General features: G+C 46.1%; 12 protein-coding genes and 2 pseudogenes. 4 read left to right on the top strand and 10 right to left on the bottom strand.

The window, feature by feature from the left end; translation table 11 throughout:
- Window positions 1-69: 69 nt before the first annotated feature.
- From IPJ02_02225 to IPJ02_02210, 4 genes are all read right to left on the bottom strand, one after another.
- Complete coding sequence (locus IPJ02_02225) at window positions 70-1,791, bottom strand: PQQ-dependent sugar dehydrogenase (protein MBK7374412.1); 1,722 nt, start codon at window positions 1,789-1,791, stop codon at window positions 70-72.
- 252 nt (window positions 1,792-2,043) lie between these two features.
- Window positions 2,044-2,307, bottom strand: coding sequence for a T9SS type A sorting domain-containing protein (locus IPJ02_02220; protein ID MBK7374411.1), 264 nt, complete (start codon window positions 2,305-2,307; stop codon window positions 2,044-2,046).
- A 90-nt stretch (window positions 2,308-2,397) separates the two neighbouring features.
- Window positions 2,398-3,471, bottom strand: a complete 1,074-nt coding sequence (locus IPJ02_02215; GenBank protein MBK7374410.1) for a PQQ-dependent sugar dehydrogenase — start codon at window positions 3,469-3,471, stop codon at window positions 2,398-2,400.
- 19 nt (window positions 3,472-3,490) lie between these two features.
- A complete protein-coding gene (locus IPJ02_02210) occupies window positions 3,491-3,778 on the bottom strand; it encodes a hypothetical protein (protein MBK7374409.1) in 288 nt (95 codons plus the stop codon).
- Between the two features lie 312 nt (window positions 3,779-4,090).
- On the opposite strand from IPJ02_02210, the gene IPJ02_02205 reads away from it, so the two are divergent.
- Window positions 4,091-7,552 carry a hypothetical protein gene (locus IPJ02_02205; protein ID MBK7374408.1) on the top strand — a complete coding sequence of 1,154 codons (3,462 nt, stop codon included), beginning with the start codon at window positions 4,091-4,093 and terminating at the stop codon, window positions 7,550-7,552.
- Between the two features lie 53 nt (window positions 7,553-7,605).
- On the opposite strand, the gene IPJ02_02200 is transcribed toward IPJ02_02205, so the two are convergent.
- A complete protein-coding gene (locus IPJ02_02200; protein ID MBK7374407.1) occupies window positions 7,606-8,610 on the bottom strand; it encodes a hypothetical protein in 1,005 nt (334 codons plus the stop codon).
- A 215-nt stretch (window positions 8,611-8,825) separates the two neighbouring features.
- Between IPJ02_02200 and holA the strand changes: the two are divergent.
- Window positions 8,826-9,825, top strand: a pseudogene (gene holA, locus IPJ02_02195) (DNA polymerase III subunit delta).
- A 50-nt stretch (window positions 9,826-9,875) separates the two neighbouring features.
- Here the strand turns inward: holA and ribF are convergent.
- Window positions 9,876-10,799, bottom strand: a complete 924-nt coding sequence (gene ribF, locus IPJ02_02190; GenBank protein ID MBK7374406.1) for a riboflavin biosynthesis protein RibF — start codon at window positions 10,797-10,799, stop codon at window positions 9,876-9,878.
- Window positions 10,800-10,923: 124 nt separating this feature from the next.
- On the opposite strand from ribF, the pseudogene IPJ02_02185 reads away from it, so the two are divergent.
- Window positions 10,924-12,095 (top strand): annotated as a pseudogene (locus IPJ02_02185) (phosphoribosylformylglycinamidine cyclo-ligase).
- A gap of 60 nt (window positions 12,096-12,155) precedes the next feature.
- Here IPJ02_02185 and IPJ02_02180 read toward each other — a convergent pair.
- On the bottom strand, window positions 12,156-14,390 hold the full coding sequence (locus IPJ02_02180; GenBank protein ID MBK7374405.1) for an energy transducer TonB: 2,235 nt from the start codon (window positions 14,388-14,390) through the stop codon (window positions 12,156-12,158).
- Between the two features lie 102 nt (window positions 14,391-14,492).
- On the bottom strand, window positions 14,493-14,849 hold the full coding sequence (locus IPJ02_02175; GenBank protein MBK7374404.1) for a BlaI/MecI/CopY family transcriptional regulator: 357 nt from the start codon (window positions 14,847-14,849) through the stop codon (window positions 14,493-14,495).
- Window positions 14,850-15,030: 181 nt separating this feature from the next.
- Between IPJ02_02175 and IPJ02_02170 the strand changes: the two genes are divergently transcribed.
- Window positions 15,031-15,720: an ATP-binding cassette domain-containing protein gene (locus tag IPJ02_02170; protein MBK7374403.1), complete on the top strand. Its 690-nt coding sequence runs from the start codon at window positions 15,031-15,033 to the stop codon at window positions 15,718-15,720.
- Here the strand turns inward: IPJ02_02170 and IPJ02_02165 are convergent.
- Window positions 15,701-16,825, bottom strand: coding sequence for a glycosyltransferase (locus IPJ02_02165; GenBank protein MBK7374402.1), 1,125 nt, complete (start codon window positions 16,823-16,825; stop codon window positions 15,701-15,703). The genes IPJ02_02170 and IPJ02_02165 overlap by 20 nt on opposite strands.
- Entirely contained in the window at window positions 16,822-17,859 is a 1,038-nt protein-coding gene (locus IPJ02_02160; GenBank protein ID MBK7374401.1) for a glycosyltransferase, read from the bottom strand. The genes IPJ02_02165 and IPJ02_02160 overlap by 4 nt, the downstream gene beginning before the upstream one ends.
- Between the last annotated feature and the right edge of the window lie 205 nt (window positions 17,860-18,064).

The following is an 18,064-nucleotide window of genomic DNA, read 5'->3' as shown; positions in this document are numbered from 1 at the left end:
CTTATGTTACAAAGGTATCCTTATAATGTACAGGAAAGTTCAACCGGAAAAATAAAGCGGACCGTGCATTCAGTTTGCCCGGCGGATAAAAATTTTCCCGGTGAAATATTCAGCGTTCAGTTTTACCCGCACGATGTAAAGTCCGGATTGCAGGCCCGGAAGGGGGATATTGATGATGCCCGTCGTATTGTTCTGTGCATTTACAAAGACCCGCTTGCCTTCCGCTGAATAAATGACTACCTGTTCCACCTGCTTTTCGGAGAAGATATTCAGTTGATCGTTTGTGACCAGGGTAGGAAATATTTTTACCGAAGCGGTTATCTTCCTGTCAACTTCCACCACAGCGGAATAAATAAAACGACCGTCCCTGTTTGTGACCTTCAGCCTGTAATACAGTTTGGTGAATCCCGAAATGAAATGGGAAAAACTGTAACTGTTGGCGGGAGGGATATTGACCGCATTCACCCTTGCTGCGTTTGAATAATTGAGCCCGTCGCTGCTGAATTCGATATCGAAATAAGAAACATTCTGTTCATTGATGGTTTTCCACTGCACCTGGTTATATGTTGCAAAAGCTGTTACGGTAAATTGCTCCAGCGTAACGGGTAACACGGTGCTTGTGATGACCTTGTACACAGTTCCGTTCAGGGATGCGGCATACATGTCCCCGTTCTCTGCTTCGCCAAATCCCGAAATATTGCCGGGCAGCCCGCTTTGCAACGAACTGTTCCATCCGCCGCTGCCATTGGGGTTTATGAGCCATACATTGCCCGAAACATAATCGGCGCAGATATAATACCCGTACATGGCCGCAAATTCTGTACCCCGGTAAACATACCCGCCTGTTACGGAAAAACCACCTGTAGCAAAAACGTGCGGATAAACAAAAATGGGAGAAATATAACTGGCCTGCGGCTGGCAGCCTGCAGTATTGTACGCAGCATTGCCTTCATAACAGCGCCATCCGTAATTGATACCACCCGATGAAGCCAATGAGCGGAAATTGATCTCTTCCCATGCGCCCTGGCCTACATCAGCGATCCAGGCATCATGCGTAAGCCGGTCGAAACTCCAGCGCCACGGATTACGCAGTCCAATGGCAAAGATCTCATCCCTTACATTCGGATCATTTACATACGGGTTATCCGAAGGGATGGTATAATAAGGTGGCGTGCTGAAATTGTCGACATTGATCCGGATCATTTTCCCCAGTAAGGAATTCCCATTCTGTGCCAGGTTATTGGGATCGCCGCCGCTGCCGCCGTCACCGGTTCCGAAATACAGGTTCCCATCCGGTCCGAAATTTAATTTGCCCCCATTGTGATTGGCAAATGGTTTTGGAATGGTCAGCAAGACAACCCCGGTATTTTCATCAGCTGCATTAGGGTTGCCAGCCTGTGTCTGGAAACGGGTGATCCGGATATCACCATTGGTGGCGGTATAGTAGATAAAGAAATACCTGTTGGCGGTATAGTTGGGATGGAATGCGATGCTGAGCAGGCCTCTTTCTCCGCCGGTGGAAAGACTGTCGGGGATATCCAGGAAATTTCCCGGCTGTAAAACGCCGCCGGAAAGGATCCGTACCGTACCTCCCTGGTTAACAATGAAGAGCCGGTTGCTGCCATCACCGGCATTTACAATATCCACCGGTGAACTAAGCCCGGTAGTTACAACCGGGCTGAAAATTAAAACGGGGGTGGTTTGTGCTGAACTCCTGGTCGCAAATAAAAATGGCACCGAAGTAAGGAACAACAGTGCCGCAATATTTTTTTTAGCTGTATTCATATCCATAATGCAGTGTTTAACGGATATTCAACGTGAATTTAGTTTAACACAAATACAGTGCCAGAGAGATGTATGGGAAACCAACAGTTGTGTACCTGTTTGAAAATGCAGAGCCTTTGATCTTTAAGCCTGTTCATATAACAATCGGGCTGTTGTAGTTGATCGTGCTGCAAAATCACCTTTGATAAACCCAGGCTGACATTTATTTATTCAACCGGATGCACTGCTGAATAAATTTTTGCGGAACAGATGGCCGGTTCATCTGCCGATGTATATTTTTCCGGTGAAATGATCATCTTTCAGTTTTACACGGACCAGGTAAACACCTGATGGCAGTTTCGGAAGGGTGATATGGATGATGCCGGTCATATTATTCTGGCTATTGGCAAAGACCCGTTTTCCTTCTGCAGAATATATAAACACCTGTTCCACCTGCTTTTCAGAAAAAATATTCAGTTGATGGTCAGTGACAAAGGTGGGGTAGATCTTTACAGGAGCTTTGTCCTTCCTGTCCACTTCCACAACATCCGAATAATTAAGACGGCCGTCCCTGTCGGTTACCTTCAGCCTGTAATAGAGTTTGGTGAAGCCCGTGAAGGCATGGGAAAAATGTTAATTGTTTTCTGCAGGATTATTCACCGCATGAACCCTTCCTGCGATCGCATAACTTACCCTGTCTGTACTGTATTCAATTTCATAATGAGCAATATGCTGTTCGTTAACCGTTTTCCACCTTACCTCATTATAACCGGTAAAAGCCTTTACGTTGAATTGCAAAAGTGTCACCGGAAGCGGCCCCCCGCTGTTGGTAGTGATCTTGAAAAGTGTTCCGGATAATTTTACAGCATATAAAACACCATTCTCGTCCTCGCCAAAACCGACGATGCCTGTTGCCAAACCGGATTGCTGCGATATGTTCCAACCCCCGCTGCCATTTGGTTTTATCAGCCAGGCATTGCCCGTAACAAAATCAACGCAGATATAATATCCATACATGGCCGCATACTCGGTGCCCCGGTAAACATGGCCACCGATCACCGAATATCCGCCCGTGGCACTGTTATGCGGATAAGTAAAAACAGGGAAGACATAATTGCTTTGCGGCAGGCAGCCTGCTGTTACATAATCCTCATTTCCTTCGTAGCAGCGCCAGCCATAATTAATGCCGCCGGATGATGCAAGACTGCGGTAGTTCACTTCTTCCCAGGCAGATTCTCCCACATCGGCAACCCATACATCATGGTTCAGCCTGTCGAAACTCCAGCGCCAGGGATTACGCAGGCCAATAGCAAATATCTCATCTCTTACCGCCGGGTCATTTACATAGGGATTATTTGCAGGAATGGTATAGTAGGGGGGCGTTGTGAAATTATCTACGTTAATGCGTATCATCTTTCCCCACAACAGGTTTCCATCCTGCGCATGATTGTCAGGATCACCGCCCGGACTGCCGTCACCGGGGGCAAAATATAAATGACCATCGGGGCCGAAATTTAATTTACCACCATTGTGAAAGCTTGCAGTGACTGCCGGGATGGTCATAATAACTACCCCGGTTGTTTGGTTAATGGGGGTATTGGTAGTTGGTGCAGCCGATTGAAAGCGGGTTATCCGGATATCATAATCTGCATTGAGGTAGTAAATGAACAGGTACCCGTTTGTTTCATATTCCGGGTGGAATGCCATACTTAAAAAACCGTTCTCATCACCGGGTGGAAAACTGTCGCTTATGTCCAGGGAAGGCCGCAGCTAAAAGCACACCGCCGTTGATGATCCTGACCTTTCCCGTTCGTTCTACAATAAAAAGCCGGTTGGTGCCGTCACCGGCATTTACAATATCAACCGGTGAACTGAGCCCGGTAGTTACAACCGGTGCATAAATAAGATTGGGAGGGGGTTGTGCATGAGACCGTAAAGAACAGAAAAAAGCTACTGCCGTAAAAAGCAGTAGAAATAAGGAAGCGCTGTTTCTGTCTGTTTTCTGTATATGCATAATATACATTTAACAGGATAATGGACTTAAACAGGTAAGTAAGAATAAATTCCTGTAGTTCTTGCCTGGTAAATGTATGCATACCCTTTTATAATATGCCTGTTGTTTTGCACAGTTTTGGCACATACCCGGGAAAATGAACCAGCCCCATCCTGATCGAAGCAGGCAAGATCAAGAAGTCAGATTGTCCGGGGCCATGTTTTGGACAGCATAGTGCCTCTTTAAGTTGTCTTGCTAATAATCGCTAATTTTATCATTACTAACCCCGAAAAACATTTGAAGCCAAAACGGATATACCTGTTCTTGACCTCAATGCTGCTTGTACACTTTATCAGTGCCCAGGTAATTACACCGTCCCTCTCTAACCTGTATAAAAGGTCAGTAAGTACAAAAGAACAGATCATCAGACTGGATTCACTGAGCATCATCCCGGGGTCGGTGATCGTGGAGGGTGTATCGCCATTCTATTATAAGGTGGATGAAGTGAATGCAACCCTCACCTGGCTCGAAAAGCCTGCGCAGGAAACGGTTACCGTCACTTACCGGGTATTCCCTTACCGGCTGAATGCCGTAGTACGTCATTTTAACTACGACAGTGTCCGGAACAATTTTATCAGCAGCAGGCCTTTTGTCTTTAAATACGGAACCAAACAAACAAGCCCTTTAACCGATTTTGGGAATATAAAATCAGAAGGGAGTTTTGGCAGGGGCATATCGTTTGGGAACAGCCAGGATGCGGTAGTGAGTTCCAGTCTTAACCTGCAATTGAACGGGTTTATCGGCGACAGCCTGGAACTGACCGCTGCCATAACCGACAATAACATCCCGGTGCAGCCGGATGGGAATACGCAGGACCTTCGTGACTTTGACCGCATCTACCTGCAGGTGAAGAAGAAGGGCTGGCAGGCAAATTTTGGCGACATCGATATCCGGCAAAGCAAGAATTACTTTCTCAACTTTTACAAGCGGCTGCAGGGGGTTTCATTCATTACGGATAACAAACTCACAAAGAATATTTCCAATTCGCTGTTACTTAGCGGGGCGATCGCAAAAGGAAAGTTCACCCGGAACATACTGACACCCCTGGAAGGCAACCAGGGGCCTTACCGCCTCACCAGCCCCACCCAGGAACTCTATTTTGTTATCCTGGCGGGGACCGAACGGGTCTTTATGGATGGAGAACTACTGCAACGGGGCGAAGACCAGGACTATGTGATCAATTATAATACGGCCGAACTGACCTTTACGCAAAAGCGGCTGGTGACCAAAGATAAAAGGATACAGGTGGAGTTTGAATACGCCGACCGTAATTTTCTGAATTCACAGATCTATGTAAATGATGAAGTGAATTTTAAAGATAAATTCTTACTGAGCATCGGGTTCTACAATAATGCAGATGCAAAGAATTCGTCCATCAACCAGGTACTGGATACAAGGCAAAAACAATTCCTGGCAGATATTGGCGATGGCATTGATACCGCCTACTATGTGAATGCGGTGAGAGATACGCTTACAGCAGGAAAGATACTGTACAAGAAAATTGATACGGTTTACAACGGCACCATCCATGATTCCATCTTTGTTTTTTCGGTCGATCCCACGGATGTTCTGTACAATCTCAGTTTCACGTACCTGGGCCCCGGCAAGGGTAATTATGTGGCGCTGCCGAGTGTGGCCAATGGAAAAGTATTTGGCTGGGTCTCCCCGGATGCCAATAACGTAAAGCAGGGGGAATATGCACCGGTTCTTTTACTGGTGTCTCCCAAAAAACTCCAGATAGTGACCGTGGCAGGCGAGTATGCATTTTCCGGAAAAACAAAACTGAAGGCGGAAGTTGCCATGAGCAATTACGATGTGAACCTGTTTTCACGGAAAGACAAGAGCAATGATAAAGGATTTGCTGCCCGGCTGAATTTTCAGTACAGTGATGCAAAGATCCGCTTGTTCAATACATCGCTTTTAATGCAAACCAGGCTTGGTTATGAGTTTGTGCAGAACCGGTTTAAACCTGCAGAACGCCTGCGTAATATTGAATTTTTGAGGGACTGGAGTTTGCCTTATGATATTGCAGCAGCCGATGAACACATTACCAATGCGGGGATAAAACTGGGAGACAATAAAGGCAATTTTCTGCAGTACGACCTCACCAGCTATAACCGCAGTGATAAATACAATGGCCTGCGGCAGATGCTGAACAGTTATAATAATGTAAGCGGATGGAAACTGGCTACCCAGTTAAGCCTTACCACGCTGAACAATACCCTGCAGGCAGGAACCTTCCTCCGGCCAACCATTGACCTCAACAAGCAGGTAACAAAATTCCGGAAAATGCAGGTTGGCTTTAAATACAACGGTGAACATAACCGGCTCCGCAATAAACTGGCCGATACCTTAACGCCGTTCAGCTATGCGTTTAATGTGTGGCAGGTTTATGTAAAGTCTGATCCGGAAAAGCCAAACAGGTGGGGAGTAACTTATTTTACCCGGAACGACCTGCTGCCGGTCAGGTCAAAACTTGAGCAGGCAGACCGGAGTGATAATTTCAACCTGGTCACTGAACTGATGAAAAGTGACAGGCACCAGTTCAAGCTCAACCTGACATACCGGAAACTGTACATTCTCAATGCCGGCATCAGCAGGGAGCGGCAAGACAAGAGTTTACTTGGCAGGGCCGAATATTACGTGAACGAGTGGAATGGTTTTTTAACCGGGAATGTCCTGTATGAACTGGGTTCGGGGCAGGAGCAAAAAAGGGAATATACCTATGTGGAAGTGCCGGCAGGGCAGGGAGAATACACCTGGATAGATTACAACAGCAACGCCATCCCGGAGTTGAATGAATTTGAGATAGCCGTTTTCCAGGATCAGAAAAAATACATACGGGTATTCACACCAAGCAATCAATATGTAAAAGCCAATTACCTGCAGTTCAACTACAGTTTTTCATTGAATCCCAAAGCGCTTTTCAAAACAGCACCCGCAGGAGGCTTTAAAAAAATACTATCCCGTTCAAGTACCAGTTCGGCCCTGCAGATAAATAAGAAAGAAATAGCCACGGGCACCTTCCTGTTCAATCCCTTCAGCAGGAAACTGGTTGATACAACCCTGATAACCCTGACCTCTTTTTTGTCGAATACTTTTTATTTCAACCGCAGCAATATCAAATGGGGATTTGATGTTACCCACAGCATCAACAACGGCAAGTCGCTGCTTTCGTATGGTTTTGAAAGCCGTAAACTGAGGGCCCTGTCGGGTAAGTTACGCTGGAATGTGAACCGCAGCTTTACCGGCACATTGGGTTACCGCAATATCAAGAATGTTCTGAACACGGTTGGGCCGAAGTTCAACAACCGGAATTATCTTGTTGTACAGCATATCCTTGAACCATCGCTTTCTTATGTGCATAAAAGTAATTTCAGGCTCAGCCTCACCTATGCCTATGGCCAGAAAAGAAATACGATCGATTCGCTGGAGAAAGCGACCAATCATTTATTGACCGCCGACCTGCGGTATAATATTCTGAACAACAGTACGCTGAGTGCACGGTTCTCCCTGAACCAGATCGGTTTTAAAGCGTATTCCGGCGCTGCCAATACAACAGTGGGTTATATTTTACTGGATGGTTTGCTGCCCGGTAAAAATTATTTATGGAACCTGGAATTTACCAAGCGGCTTGCCGGTAACATCGAAGTGAGTATCCAGTATGACGGAAGAAAGCCGGGCGAATCGAGAATGGTGCATATCGGGCGTGCTTCCATCCGGGCCATTTTCTAAATAAAAGAGGCACCCGCCGGATGGTGGATGCCTCTTTGCATATCATCTTTTCATCAGCTGAATATCCCGCCTTTCTTTAAACTGCGGATGCCTTCGCCGATCTTAAATCCGTTATTGTACACTTCGATCCTGTAATCACCGGTTGCAAAACTGGTACCCTGTTTCAGGTCAATGCTTAATGTCTGGCGCTGGCCCTGTGTGTAGATAACATCTATTTTCTGTGTGTATGGCTTTTCCTTTCCATCCCGTGTATTGAATTTGCCGGAACCAAGGGATTCTACCGCAACGGGTTTGCCATCGGGTGCAAATACACAAACATAGATGTATTTCGTTCCTGAAGTGGCGGTGCGGTTCTCGTCAATGTCGAAGCTGATGCGGAGTTTATCAACCCGTTTTGCAACGGTGGTCGTTTTTTCCTTTCCGCTGCTTCTTTCATTAATGCCCAGTATGGAGAAATTGGATGCATGCAGGGTGGAAGCCACATCGATCACTTCATCTTTCTCCCGGATAATGCTTTTTGCGGAGTCAAAATCCTTCTGCACTTTATCACGCTGCTGGATCACGGAATTCTTTTCCTGTGTTAAAACCAGTTTTTCACCTTCCAGGGTCTCGATCTTTGTGCGGTAGCTGGTGATGTCTGAATTGAGGGATGAAATGAGTGATCTTGCTTGGCCCAATTCTTCTTCGGTGGCATTCACTTTTGCAAGCAGTTGCTGGATCTTTATGCGCTTTTGGGATATCTCCCGGTCCTTGGTGGTGATGATGCTGTCTTTGGTGTGTGCCATGTCTGCACTGCTGGTCTTGATCATGTCATACCGCATGGTGGCTTCTTCCAGTTCTTTCTGCAACTGATCCCGTTGCGAAGTAGTGGTGGCTATGACCGTTTCCTTTTGCCGGATATTTTCCTTGGTCTGGTTCTTATCCCAGATGATATAGGCCCATGTACCCAGCAATGCAACCACCAATCCGGCAGTAAGGTAATTACGCCAGTTATTATTGGTGGGAGGGGGTGCCATTTCTACTGGCTTTTCGGTGCCGGGAAAATTTTCAAAAGCCATGCTTAAGGTTTTTCTTGTACAAAATTAATGATTCTGCCTGTGGATCAAAATGCAATGCTTCCAGGATATTGCTGTAAAAGCCAGAACTATTCTAAAAATCATACCAAAGGTACAGGCAGCGGGTTAGAACGGATTAGAGCCGGTAGTTATTGCTGTGTTAAAAACATTTTTGGAGCAAAAACCACCTGCTGCTTAGTAACTTATATCTTTGGGGCATGAGTGCCGAAAAAATAATCAGCGACTGGAAAAAAAAGAATTTCAAACCGGTGTACTGGCTGGAGGGGGAGGAGGATTACTACATCGATATGGTGATGGAACATGCGGAGCATCATATACTGGATGAGGCGCAGGCAGGATTCAACCTGACGGTTTTTTACGGCAAGGATGCAGATTGGGCTTCGGTACTGAATGCCTGCAGGCGTTATCCCATGTTTGCCGAATACCAGGTAGTGCTGCTGAAAGAAGCCCAGCAGATGAAAGATATCGACAAACTGGAGGGATATTTTGAAAGCCCGCTGGCGTCCACCATTTTCGTGGTGGGTTATAAAGGCAAGAGCTTTGACAAGCGGACAAAACTGTACAAATTACTTAAGTCAACTGCAGAGATATTTAACTCAGAAAAGATAAAGGATTACAAACTGCAGGAATGGATCGGGGAATTTGTAAAAGGCCAGGGGATATAAGATAACCTCCAGGGCCATCAGTCTTCTGGATGAGCATATCGGGAACGACCTGGGCAGGATCTCCAATGAAATAGAAAAGCTGGCCTTGAATTTAAAGGGCCGAAACGAGATCACCGAAGATGATATTGAGAGATACATCGGCATCAGCAAGGAGTACAATGTTTTTGAACTGCAGGCTGCCATCGCCAAAAAAGACCTGGCCCGGGCCATTAAGATCATCCAGTATTTTGAAGGCAATCCCAAGGCAGGGCCGATACAGATGGTATTGCCGGCTTTGTACGCCGGTTTCAGCAAAGTATACACGGTTTTTGGAATGAAGGACCGGAGTGAAGCAGCCCTGAAACCGCATTTCTATTTCAACAGTGTGGCGGTGAAGAATGCCATGGAAACCATCCATAACTACGGGTACGACGGTATTGAACGGATATTATTACTGCTTCATCAATACAACTTAAAAGGCGTAGGAGTAGGTAATGCAGGAACTCCCGATGCTGCCCTGATGAAAGAGATGGTGGTGAAGATGATCGCTTAAAACAGGGTCGGCACGCTTCAGGCGGACTGAATCCATATTGTAATGATCGTTTATAGCCACTTCAGACTTTCTTCTTTGTCTTTATGCAGTTGTTCCTTTAATTCCCCCAGGTCATTGAATTTCACTTCAGCCCGCAAATACTTTTTTACATACACCCGGATGGTTTTTCCGTATATCTCTTTATTGAAATCAAACAGGTTTACTTCGGTGACCCTCGTTCTCCCATTGACGGTCGGGCGGAAACCGATACTCATCATGCCCTTGTACGACCTTCCTTCCACATCGGCATACACCGCATAGATCCCGTCGCCCATTACAATTTTTTCCTCATCGGTGTTCCTTAAATTGGCGGTGGGGTAACCCAGTTCCCTGCCTACTTTATCGCCATGCACCACTTCGCCTTCAAAAAAGAAAATATACCCGAGTAAGATATTCGCTTCCTCCACCCGGCTGTGCAAAATGGCATTGCGGATGTTTGTACTGCTTACTTTTATGGTATTGAGGATATGTTCTGAGATCTCTTTGAGCCGGTAATGATACGTGGCTGCTTTTTCTTCCATCAGCTTATAATCGCCGCTGCGTTCCTTGCCAAACCGGTGATCGTAGCCGATGATGATGGTATGCGGCCTGAACTTCTCCACTAAAAAATCACGGATGTATTCCTCCGCCGTCTGGTTGGCAAAAAATTCGGTGAAGGGAACAATGACCAGGTGATCAATGCCGGTCTTTTCCAGCAATTCGATCCGTTCGGGCAGGGTATTGATGAGCCGTACGCCGGTGATCACCGACGAAACCACTTTGCGGGGATGCGGATGGAAGGTGATGATGACAGATTCGCCGCCGGCTTTCACTGCCTCCTGCTTTAAACTGCCGATGATCTGGTGGTGACCAAGATGAACCCCGTCGAAGGTTCCAATGGTAATGACGGCATTCCTGAATTCCGGTAGCCTGTTTATATCACGGTGTATCTGCATAATGTAGGAACCTGCCTGACGGCAGGCAGGGTGCAAATCTACTTGATAATTTTATAATGGATAATGGATAATTGCTTTGTAATTTGCGGCAGATTAATTCTTAATTCTTAATTTTTAATTCTTAATGTCTTTATATACAAAGCGGGGTGTATCTGCCCAGAAAGAAGAAGTACATGCTGCTGTTAAGAACCTCGACCAGGGACTGTTCCCCAATGCCTTTTGCAAGATTTATCCCGATTACCTGGGTGGCGATGATGCTTTCGTGAACATCATGCATGCCGACGGGGCCGGTACCAAAAGCATACTGGCTTATTTATACTGGAAAGAAACCGGCGATATATCGGTCTGGAAAGGCATTGCCCAGGATGCGGTTGTGATGAACCTGGATGACCTGCTTTGCGTGGGCATATACGATAACATCGTTTTCAATTCAACCATCGACCGGAATAAGAACCTTATTCCCGGGAAGTGCTGGAACAGGTCATAAATGGTACGCAGGAATTATTCGACCGCTTGAAAAGTTTTGCTGTTCATATTCATTACCTCGGCGGGGAAACTGCCGATGTAGGCGATGTGGTACGAACGGTTGCGGTAAACGGCACCATGACCTGCCGCTGGCCAAAAGATAAGATCATCAGCATTGATAAGATCAAAGCCGGGGATGTAATTGTGGGGTTAGCCAGTTATGGCCGGTCAACCTATGAAACTGCTTACAACAGCGGCATTGGCAGCAATGGACTTACCAGCGCCCGCCATGATGTGCTCAGTAAATTTTATGCGGAGAATTTTAAAGAGAGTTACGATAACAAGCTGGCGGATGATGTTATTTACATCGGTAAGAGCAAACTGTCTGATCCGGGATCCGGGATCCGGGATCTTTCCATCGGCCAACTCATCCTCTCACCAACAAGAACCTATGCTCCCGTACTAAAGCCATTGCTCGAAGAGCATTTCGATAAAATACACGGCCTCATTCATTGCAGCGGCGGCGGGCAGACAAAGTGCATGAAATACCTGCCGGGCAATTTCCGGGTCATAAAAGACAACCTCTTTGAGCCGCCGGAGATATTCAATATCATTCAGCAGAACAGCGGCAGCAATAATAAAGAGATGTATGAAGTGTTTAACATGGGTTGCCGGCTGGAAATTTATTGTGATGCAGCTGATGCTTCGGTCATGATCGATGCGGCGAACCGGTTTGGAATAGATGCACAGGTTATCGGCAGGGTGGAGGAAAGTGCAGTGAAGGAACTGTTGATCCGGTTAAAGAATGAAGATATCCGCTACGCATCATAAAAGAGATGACATCCTTCAACGAATGTCATCTCCGGAACTGCAATGTTTCCTGGCTTTACTTTATTTGTCTGCTATTACAAAAGTGATGGGTTGTTTGTGATACGCATTTACTTTCTTCCCGTTTTGTATTGCGGGTAACCACCGGGGGCCATTCCGAATGATCTCAATGCAATGCATGGCCGTAAGGGTGCCTTTATAATTTTCCGTGGTAACATCCGAAACTTTTCCATCTGCATGCACAATGAAACGTACCACTACCGTATATTTGCCGGCTTTCCAGCCTTCATCAACCGGTGTGGTGGACCGCACATGCTGGACCAGGTATTTCTTCCATGCTTCCACGCCGCCGGGAAACGACGGGATCTGTTCTGTTTTTACAAAAATGACATTACCGGGTTTTCCCTGTACTTCTACCTCAGCAAGTTGTTTCTGATAGGCATCCGATTTGTCTTTCGACAGTACCAGCTGCTCTTCGAATTCCTGTTTGTTTTTGATCTGTTGTTCCTGTATGCGTTTTAGTTTCAGGTTTTGTATCTCGCTGTCCTGCATCTTCTTTCCCATAACAACCCGTTCGGTGAGGTCCGTGTTCGTTTTTAGCTTTTGTTCTTCGATGAGCTTTAATTTGAGGTTTTGTGTTTCCAGTTCTTTCAGTTTCTTTTCATAGAGGGTTTTTTCAACTGCCACATCGGTTATTTTTGCATTTAATTCTTTTTCCGCATAGCCAGGTTTGGCCAGGCCTTGTTGCTGATCCAATAGCTCCTGGTTCATTTTTGCTGACAGGCTGCTATCGTATCTTACCTTTTCCCTGAGTGCTGATGGAAAAGCCGGGTCAGTTGGGTCGGGCAATCTTTTTACTTTAACGGTATATGGACCGGGTAGTTTTGTACCATCCCTTTTTGAAAGGGTTAAAGTAACTTCTCCCTCGTGGGTGACCGTTACCATGTATTCACCGTTGATACCGAATATTTTTCCTTCAGAGATGCTGACCACCAGGTCTTCGGGTTGTACATTTTGGGCGGTTACAGTTAACGGGTTACGCATCCCCATATAAAACACACTTGAATTGTCCAGCGCATCTATAAAAGTTGAAATGGTTACCCCATCGGTATAACTGATCTCACAGGCCCCATCTGCGCCATCGGCGCCGTATTTTGCAATGGCTTCTGATCTTTTCAGCCACTTCACGGTGATCGTCTGTGCATATAACTGGTTAAGCAACCCGTCTTTGGCTTTTCCTTTGCCGATCATATTTCCATTCACAACCAATAATGCTTTTTCCGGGTCGGCTTTTTCTTCCATTACCGAAGCGTTTCCCGAAGGAACGATGGCGGGATCGGAAGGGAGGAGGTTGGATTTAAGGGGGACCGTGTCGGTTATAACATAGGAAGGGAAATCATATTGTTTATCATCCGTTTTTTTGGGTTTGAATGCGAAAGCAGCAAATACCACTGCCAGGAGAGGCAATGCCATTATGCGGGCAAAATAATTGACCCGGGGATCGTTGTTTTTCTTGAGCATAAGTAACCTGCGTTTAATAGGTGAGTAGAAAAAGTTGTTGGTCAGTTCAAACCGGTGCTTCGGGTAAGCAGCCTGCAGTATCATGGTTGCAAAGGCAGTGGTATCGCTGTCTTCCACGGCCCGCTGGTCGGCAATGAATTCATGTATCATGTTCAGTTCTTTGCGGTAAAGCCAAAAGAACGGGTTGCACCAGCAAAAGACGAGCAGGATATTGACCAGCAGTTTGTCATAGGTGTGCTTTTCCCGGATATGCGCCAGTTCGTGTTTGAATATCTGCCTGCCGGTTGTGGTATCCAGGTCGATACCGCTGTTCCAGAAAATGTATTTCAGGAATGAGAAAGGCGTGCTGTTGTCATCCGTATTCACAAACGACACCTGTTCAACCATCTGTACCGGGTATTTTTTTAACAGCGAACGGATGATCAGCAAGGTGCGCAAAAGCACCCCTAAGAAAAACACACTGATCAGCCCGTAAATAACCGAATACAGATCCTGCATGTTCCAGTTGTTTGTGTTGGCGGCCAGTGCGATATTGTTCATGTATTCATCCCCGGCTGAAACAGCCTGTAAAACTTTTATCACCTGGCTTTGCGGCCTGTCCGGTTGCCAGAAATCTATTTTGGCCAGCGGCAGCAGCAGGGAAAGCAGTATGGCCGAAATAAGATAGAACCGGTTGTAGCGGTGAAATATCTTATTGCGCAGGAAGAGCCAGTAATACCCGAACAAAATGCCTGAGCAGATGATCACTTTCAGCAAATACCAGGAGTAGGGGAGCATAATAATGGAATTTAATTACACCAATATTTTTTATTCGTTGACCGTTGTTCGATCAGAAAGCAGTTGGCCTCCGGTAGACGGTCAACGGCCAGCCAGCAACGGTCAACGTTTTTTCAATTGCTTTAATAGCAGTTCCAGGTCATCAATGCTCAGGTTATTCTCCTTCACCATGAAGGAAACGGCATTGCTGAACGAACCTTCAAAATATCCTTTTACCAGGCTCTTCATAGTTGTCTTGCTGTATGCATCTTTACTTACCAGCGGATAGTACTGGTGTGTTCTTCCAAATACATTGATGCCAACAAATTCCTTGTCAACTAGTATTTTCAGGATGGTTGCCACGGTATTGTTGTGGGGTTTGGGTGCCGCTAATTCGTCTATGATCTCCCGCAGGAACGCTTTGTCAAGCTTCCATATCACCTGCATGATCTGTTCTTCGGCCTTGGTCAGTGTCTTCATATTTATGCTGTTTAGTTAACTCTGATGTAAACATAAAACTAATAGTTTAGTTATGCAACTATTTTTTTAGTTGTTCACATTTTTTAACATATGGTGAAGAAATTAATTCTTGCGGCTGGGGTGGTAAAAGGTAAATTTGCACGGATGGCTTAACCCAGGAACGCTAAACGCAAAACCATTTATGTCTCAATCGATCGTTGAATTAAAACATGTGAATATTTACCAGAGCAACAGCCTGATATTAAGCGATGTGAACATTTCTGTTGATAAGGGTGAGTTTGTTTACCTGGTGGGCAAGACCGGAACGGGCAAAAGCAGTTTGTTAAAGACCATGTATGGCGATCTTCAGATGACAGAAGGAGAGGGCTGGGTTGCGGGGCATAACCTGCGGGAGCTTACCTGGAAGACCGTACCTTTCCTCCGGAGGAACCTGGGTGTTGTGTTCCAGGATTTTCAATTGCTCACCGACCGGAATGTGAACGAGAATATGAAGTTTGTGCTGAAGGCCACCGGCTGGAAGGATGAAAAATTAATGGATGAAAAGATCGCGGATGTACTGGAAAAGGTAGGGCTTAAGACCAAAGGGTTTAAAATGCCCTTTGAGCTGAGTGGTGGTGAACAACAGCGTATGGATATTGCCCGGGCATTATTGAATTCTCCCCGGCTTATACTGGCTGATGAGCCAACAGGTAACCTTGACCCCGAAACAAGTGATGAGATCATGCAGTTGCTGTTTCATATCTGCCGCGACTACAATACCACCATCATCATGGCAACACACGATTACCTGGTCATTAAAAAATTCCCGGCACGGACCATTAAAACAGAGATGGGAAAGGTTTGGGATAATGCTACCATAGAAATGTCATAAGCTCCCGGGCATTTTTTTCCGTATTGAAACCGGTTTGTAAAAGACCCTGCCGCCGCTGCGCTTCCTCTTCGGTAAAGGGGGTTTCGTAAAGTTCCTTTATGGCTTGCTGAAAACCTTCTTCGGTCTCAGCTATCCGGCAATAGGGTTCAAGGCCTGATCCGTTGACCGCGGCCTTATTCACCAGGCAATACCTTCCGTTGAATAATGCATTCAGTAATTTTAACTTGATGCCCGTATTGTTCAGGGAAGGCAATACATGCACGTGTGCCTTGCAGATGATGTCCTGCATTTCTTTTTCGGAAGGGTTTGCCACCAGGCAGGTATTCTGGTTGCTGTGCGCCAGTTGCTGTAACCGTTGGGAGGGCGATTTGCCTGCGATCACAAAAGGCACGGATGACCTGCTGAACACATTTTTGATAAGCCATACAGCAGCTTCTTCATTCTCGTTTATTGAAAGATTGCCATGGTAAAGGCAAAAACAACCTTTGCCCTCTTTGCCTACCGCCAGGGTATGGGGTAAGAATACAGGGAGATGATGAATGTGCTGTGCTCCCAAAACACTTTGATAAAGTTCCACATCCTGCCTGCTTACAGCCAGGAATGTTGCCTTCTGCGCAAGGGCCTTTTCGTATTTCTTTAAGAGCGTGCTTTCAAAAAGGAAATAGGTCTTTTTGAACAGGCTGGTCTCATGCTTCGCCAGTTGCTTGTAATACTCAAATTCTGCATTGTGAAGCCGAACGATGATCTTCCGGTTGCCGAGCTGCCCGTTGTGCAGGTAATAGGTGCAATGAATGCCTTCAAGCAGAACCGGGTGGTTATCTTTTTTTAGATTAGCGATAAGTGATCCGTCTTTCCGGCTGGTTACAATGAAGGGCAACCGGAAAGAGAAACGCTTCCAGCTTTTATCCCGCTGGTAATAGTGCACACTGGCACAGTATTTATTCAATTCCTCCTGCGGCGGCCTTCCCTGTGTAAAGCAGTGCAGGTGTATGTTCACCCCCTGTGCGTGCAGGGCTTTCAGTTTATAAAAAAGGTCAACCACTCCACCGTAATCAGCGGGCCAGGGAACATCGTGGGTTACTATGTGAAGTTGTTTGTCTGTCAATTTAATTTGTTGTAAAAACCGGTTAGCTTTTTTTCTTCATTCTGCCAGTTGATGAGTTCCCGGGCCTTTAAACAGTTTTGTTTCAGTTGCCGGCGGAGCGGTTCATCGTTCAGAAGCCTGTTGATGGCACCTGCAATGGTTCCCACGTCCAGGTCGTTTACCAGGATGGCCACTTCAAATTCCTCATTTATCTTTTTGTATTCGGGGTAATTCATCGTTACCTGGGGTAATGCATTGTGTATGTAGTCAAAGAATTTATTGGCCAATGAATAATATTGATTCAGCCCGGTGTTTTCCACCAGGTTTATGCCTATGCATGCCTGCCGGGTGATACTGTCCAGTTCTCCCGGGAGCAGTTTCCCTTTAAGAAACACTTTATCCTGCAGATTGTTTTCAACGATCAGTTTTTTTGTCTGATCCATAAAATTCCCATCGCCGTAAATTTCCAGCCGGGCATCAACCAGCTTCATGGCAGGAACCAGGAATTCAAGGCCACGGGCCTCGTTCACAGCTCCCTGGTAGAGTATGGTTCCGGGTTTCTCCTGCATTCCGGGCAAAAAAGGTCTTAATACCGGAACATTTCGTATCACATCATAATTTACTGCATAGCGTTCTTTAAATTCTTCTGCAATGCCCTGGCTCACGGTGTATCCGTTTTTGAACTTCGGTACAAATGTTCTTTCAATCCATTTCCATACCCGGTAAACCCGCGGCCTGGTCAGTATCTCTTTTTGTTGTGAAAAGTATTCATGGGCATCGTAAACCGCTTTTTTGTTCCGGAGCTTACAAACCAGCCAAACAGGCAGCATGCTGTCGAGGTCTATGCAGCAGATGATATCGGCTTTCCGGAAAAGCAGGTAAAAGAACAGCCGGGTATTGTATTCGGCATAAAAGCCGGGCCCGGATTTAAAAAAACAATTCAACCGCTTTTGATCATATTTTTCCCGGCTGAGTGGCGGGGACGTGGCCTTTTTAACCCCGGTAAGTGTAACCGAATAGCCTGCATTGGCCAGGCTGGTACAGATACGTATCATGCGCTGGTCGTAGTTGAGGTCGTTGGTAACAGTAAATACTATCTTTTTCAAATCGCTCGGTTTGGGATGGCGTGCCCTTTTATATGCTGCCAAAAGGGGCGGGCCTTGGCTCCCGGGACCTGTCAAATTCCATATCTTCGCCCCCGGGATCACCCCGGAAATCCTTTAACGCAGCATACTGCCTTTGCCTTGGCAATATTCAAAA

The sequence above is a fragment of the Chitinophagaceae bacterium genome, from assembly GCA_016710165.1.
Taxonomy (GTDB): Bacteria; Bacteroidota; Bacteroidia; order Chitinophagales; family Chitinophagaceae; genus Ferruginibacter.
Note: the sequence above shows the minus strand (reverse complement) of the source record. Positions and strands in the feature narration are given on the sequence as shown.

What these genes read in the sequence shown, in the direction of transcription:
- IPJ02_02200 (MBK7374407.1), bottom strand. Translation starts at nt 8,610, where the DNA reads ATGGCTTTTGAAAATTTTCCCGGCACCGAAAAGCCAGTAGAAATGGCA.
- IPJ02_02215 (MBK7374410.1), bottom strand. Translation starts at nt 3,471, where the DNA reads ATGGCATTCCACCCGGAATATGAAACAAACGGGTACCTGTTCATTTAC.
- ribF (MBK7374406.1), bottom strand. Translation starts at nt 10,799, where the DNA reads ATGCAGATACACCGTGATATAAACAGGCTACCGGAATTCAGGAATGCC.
- IPJ02_02225 (MBK7374412.1), bottom strand. Translation starts at nt 1,791, where the DNA reads ATGGATATGAATACAGCTAAAAAAAATATTGCGGCACTGTTGTTCCTT.
- IPJ02_02205 (MBK7374408.1), top strand. Translation starts at nt 4,091, where the DNA reads ATGCTGCTTGTACACTTTATCAGTGCCCAGGTAATTACACCGTCCCTC.
- IPJ02_02210 (MBK7374409.1), bottom strand. Translation starts at nt 3,778, where the DNA reads ATGCATATACAGAAAACAGACAGAAACAGCGCTTCCTTATTTCTACTG.
- IPJ02_02170 (MBK7374403.1), top strand. Translation starts at nt 15,031, where the DNA reads ATGTCTCAATCGATCGTTGAATTAAAACATGTGAATATTTACCAGAGC.
- IPJ02_02180 (MBK7374405.1), bottom strand. Translation starts at nt 14,390, where the DNA reads ATGCTCCCCTACTCCTGGTATTTGCTGAAAGTGATCATCTGCTCAGGC.
- IPJ02_02160 (MBK7374401.1), bottom strand. Translation starts at nt 17,859, where the DNA reads ATGATACGTATCTGTACCAGCCTGGCCAATGCAGGCTATTCGGTTACA.
- IPJ02_02175 (MBK7374404.1), bottom strand. Translation starts at nt 14,849, where the DNA reads ATGAAGACACTGACCAAGGCCGAAGAACAGATCATGCAGGTGATATGG.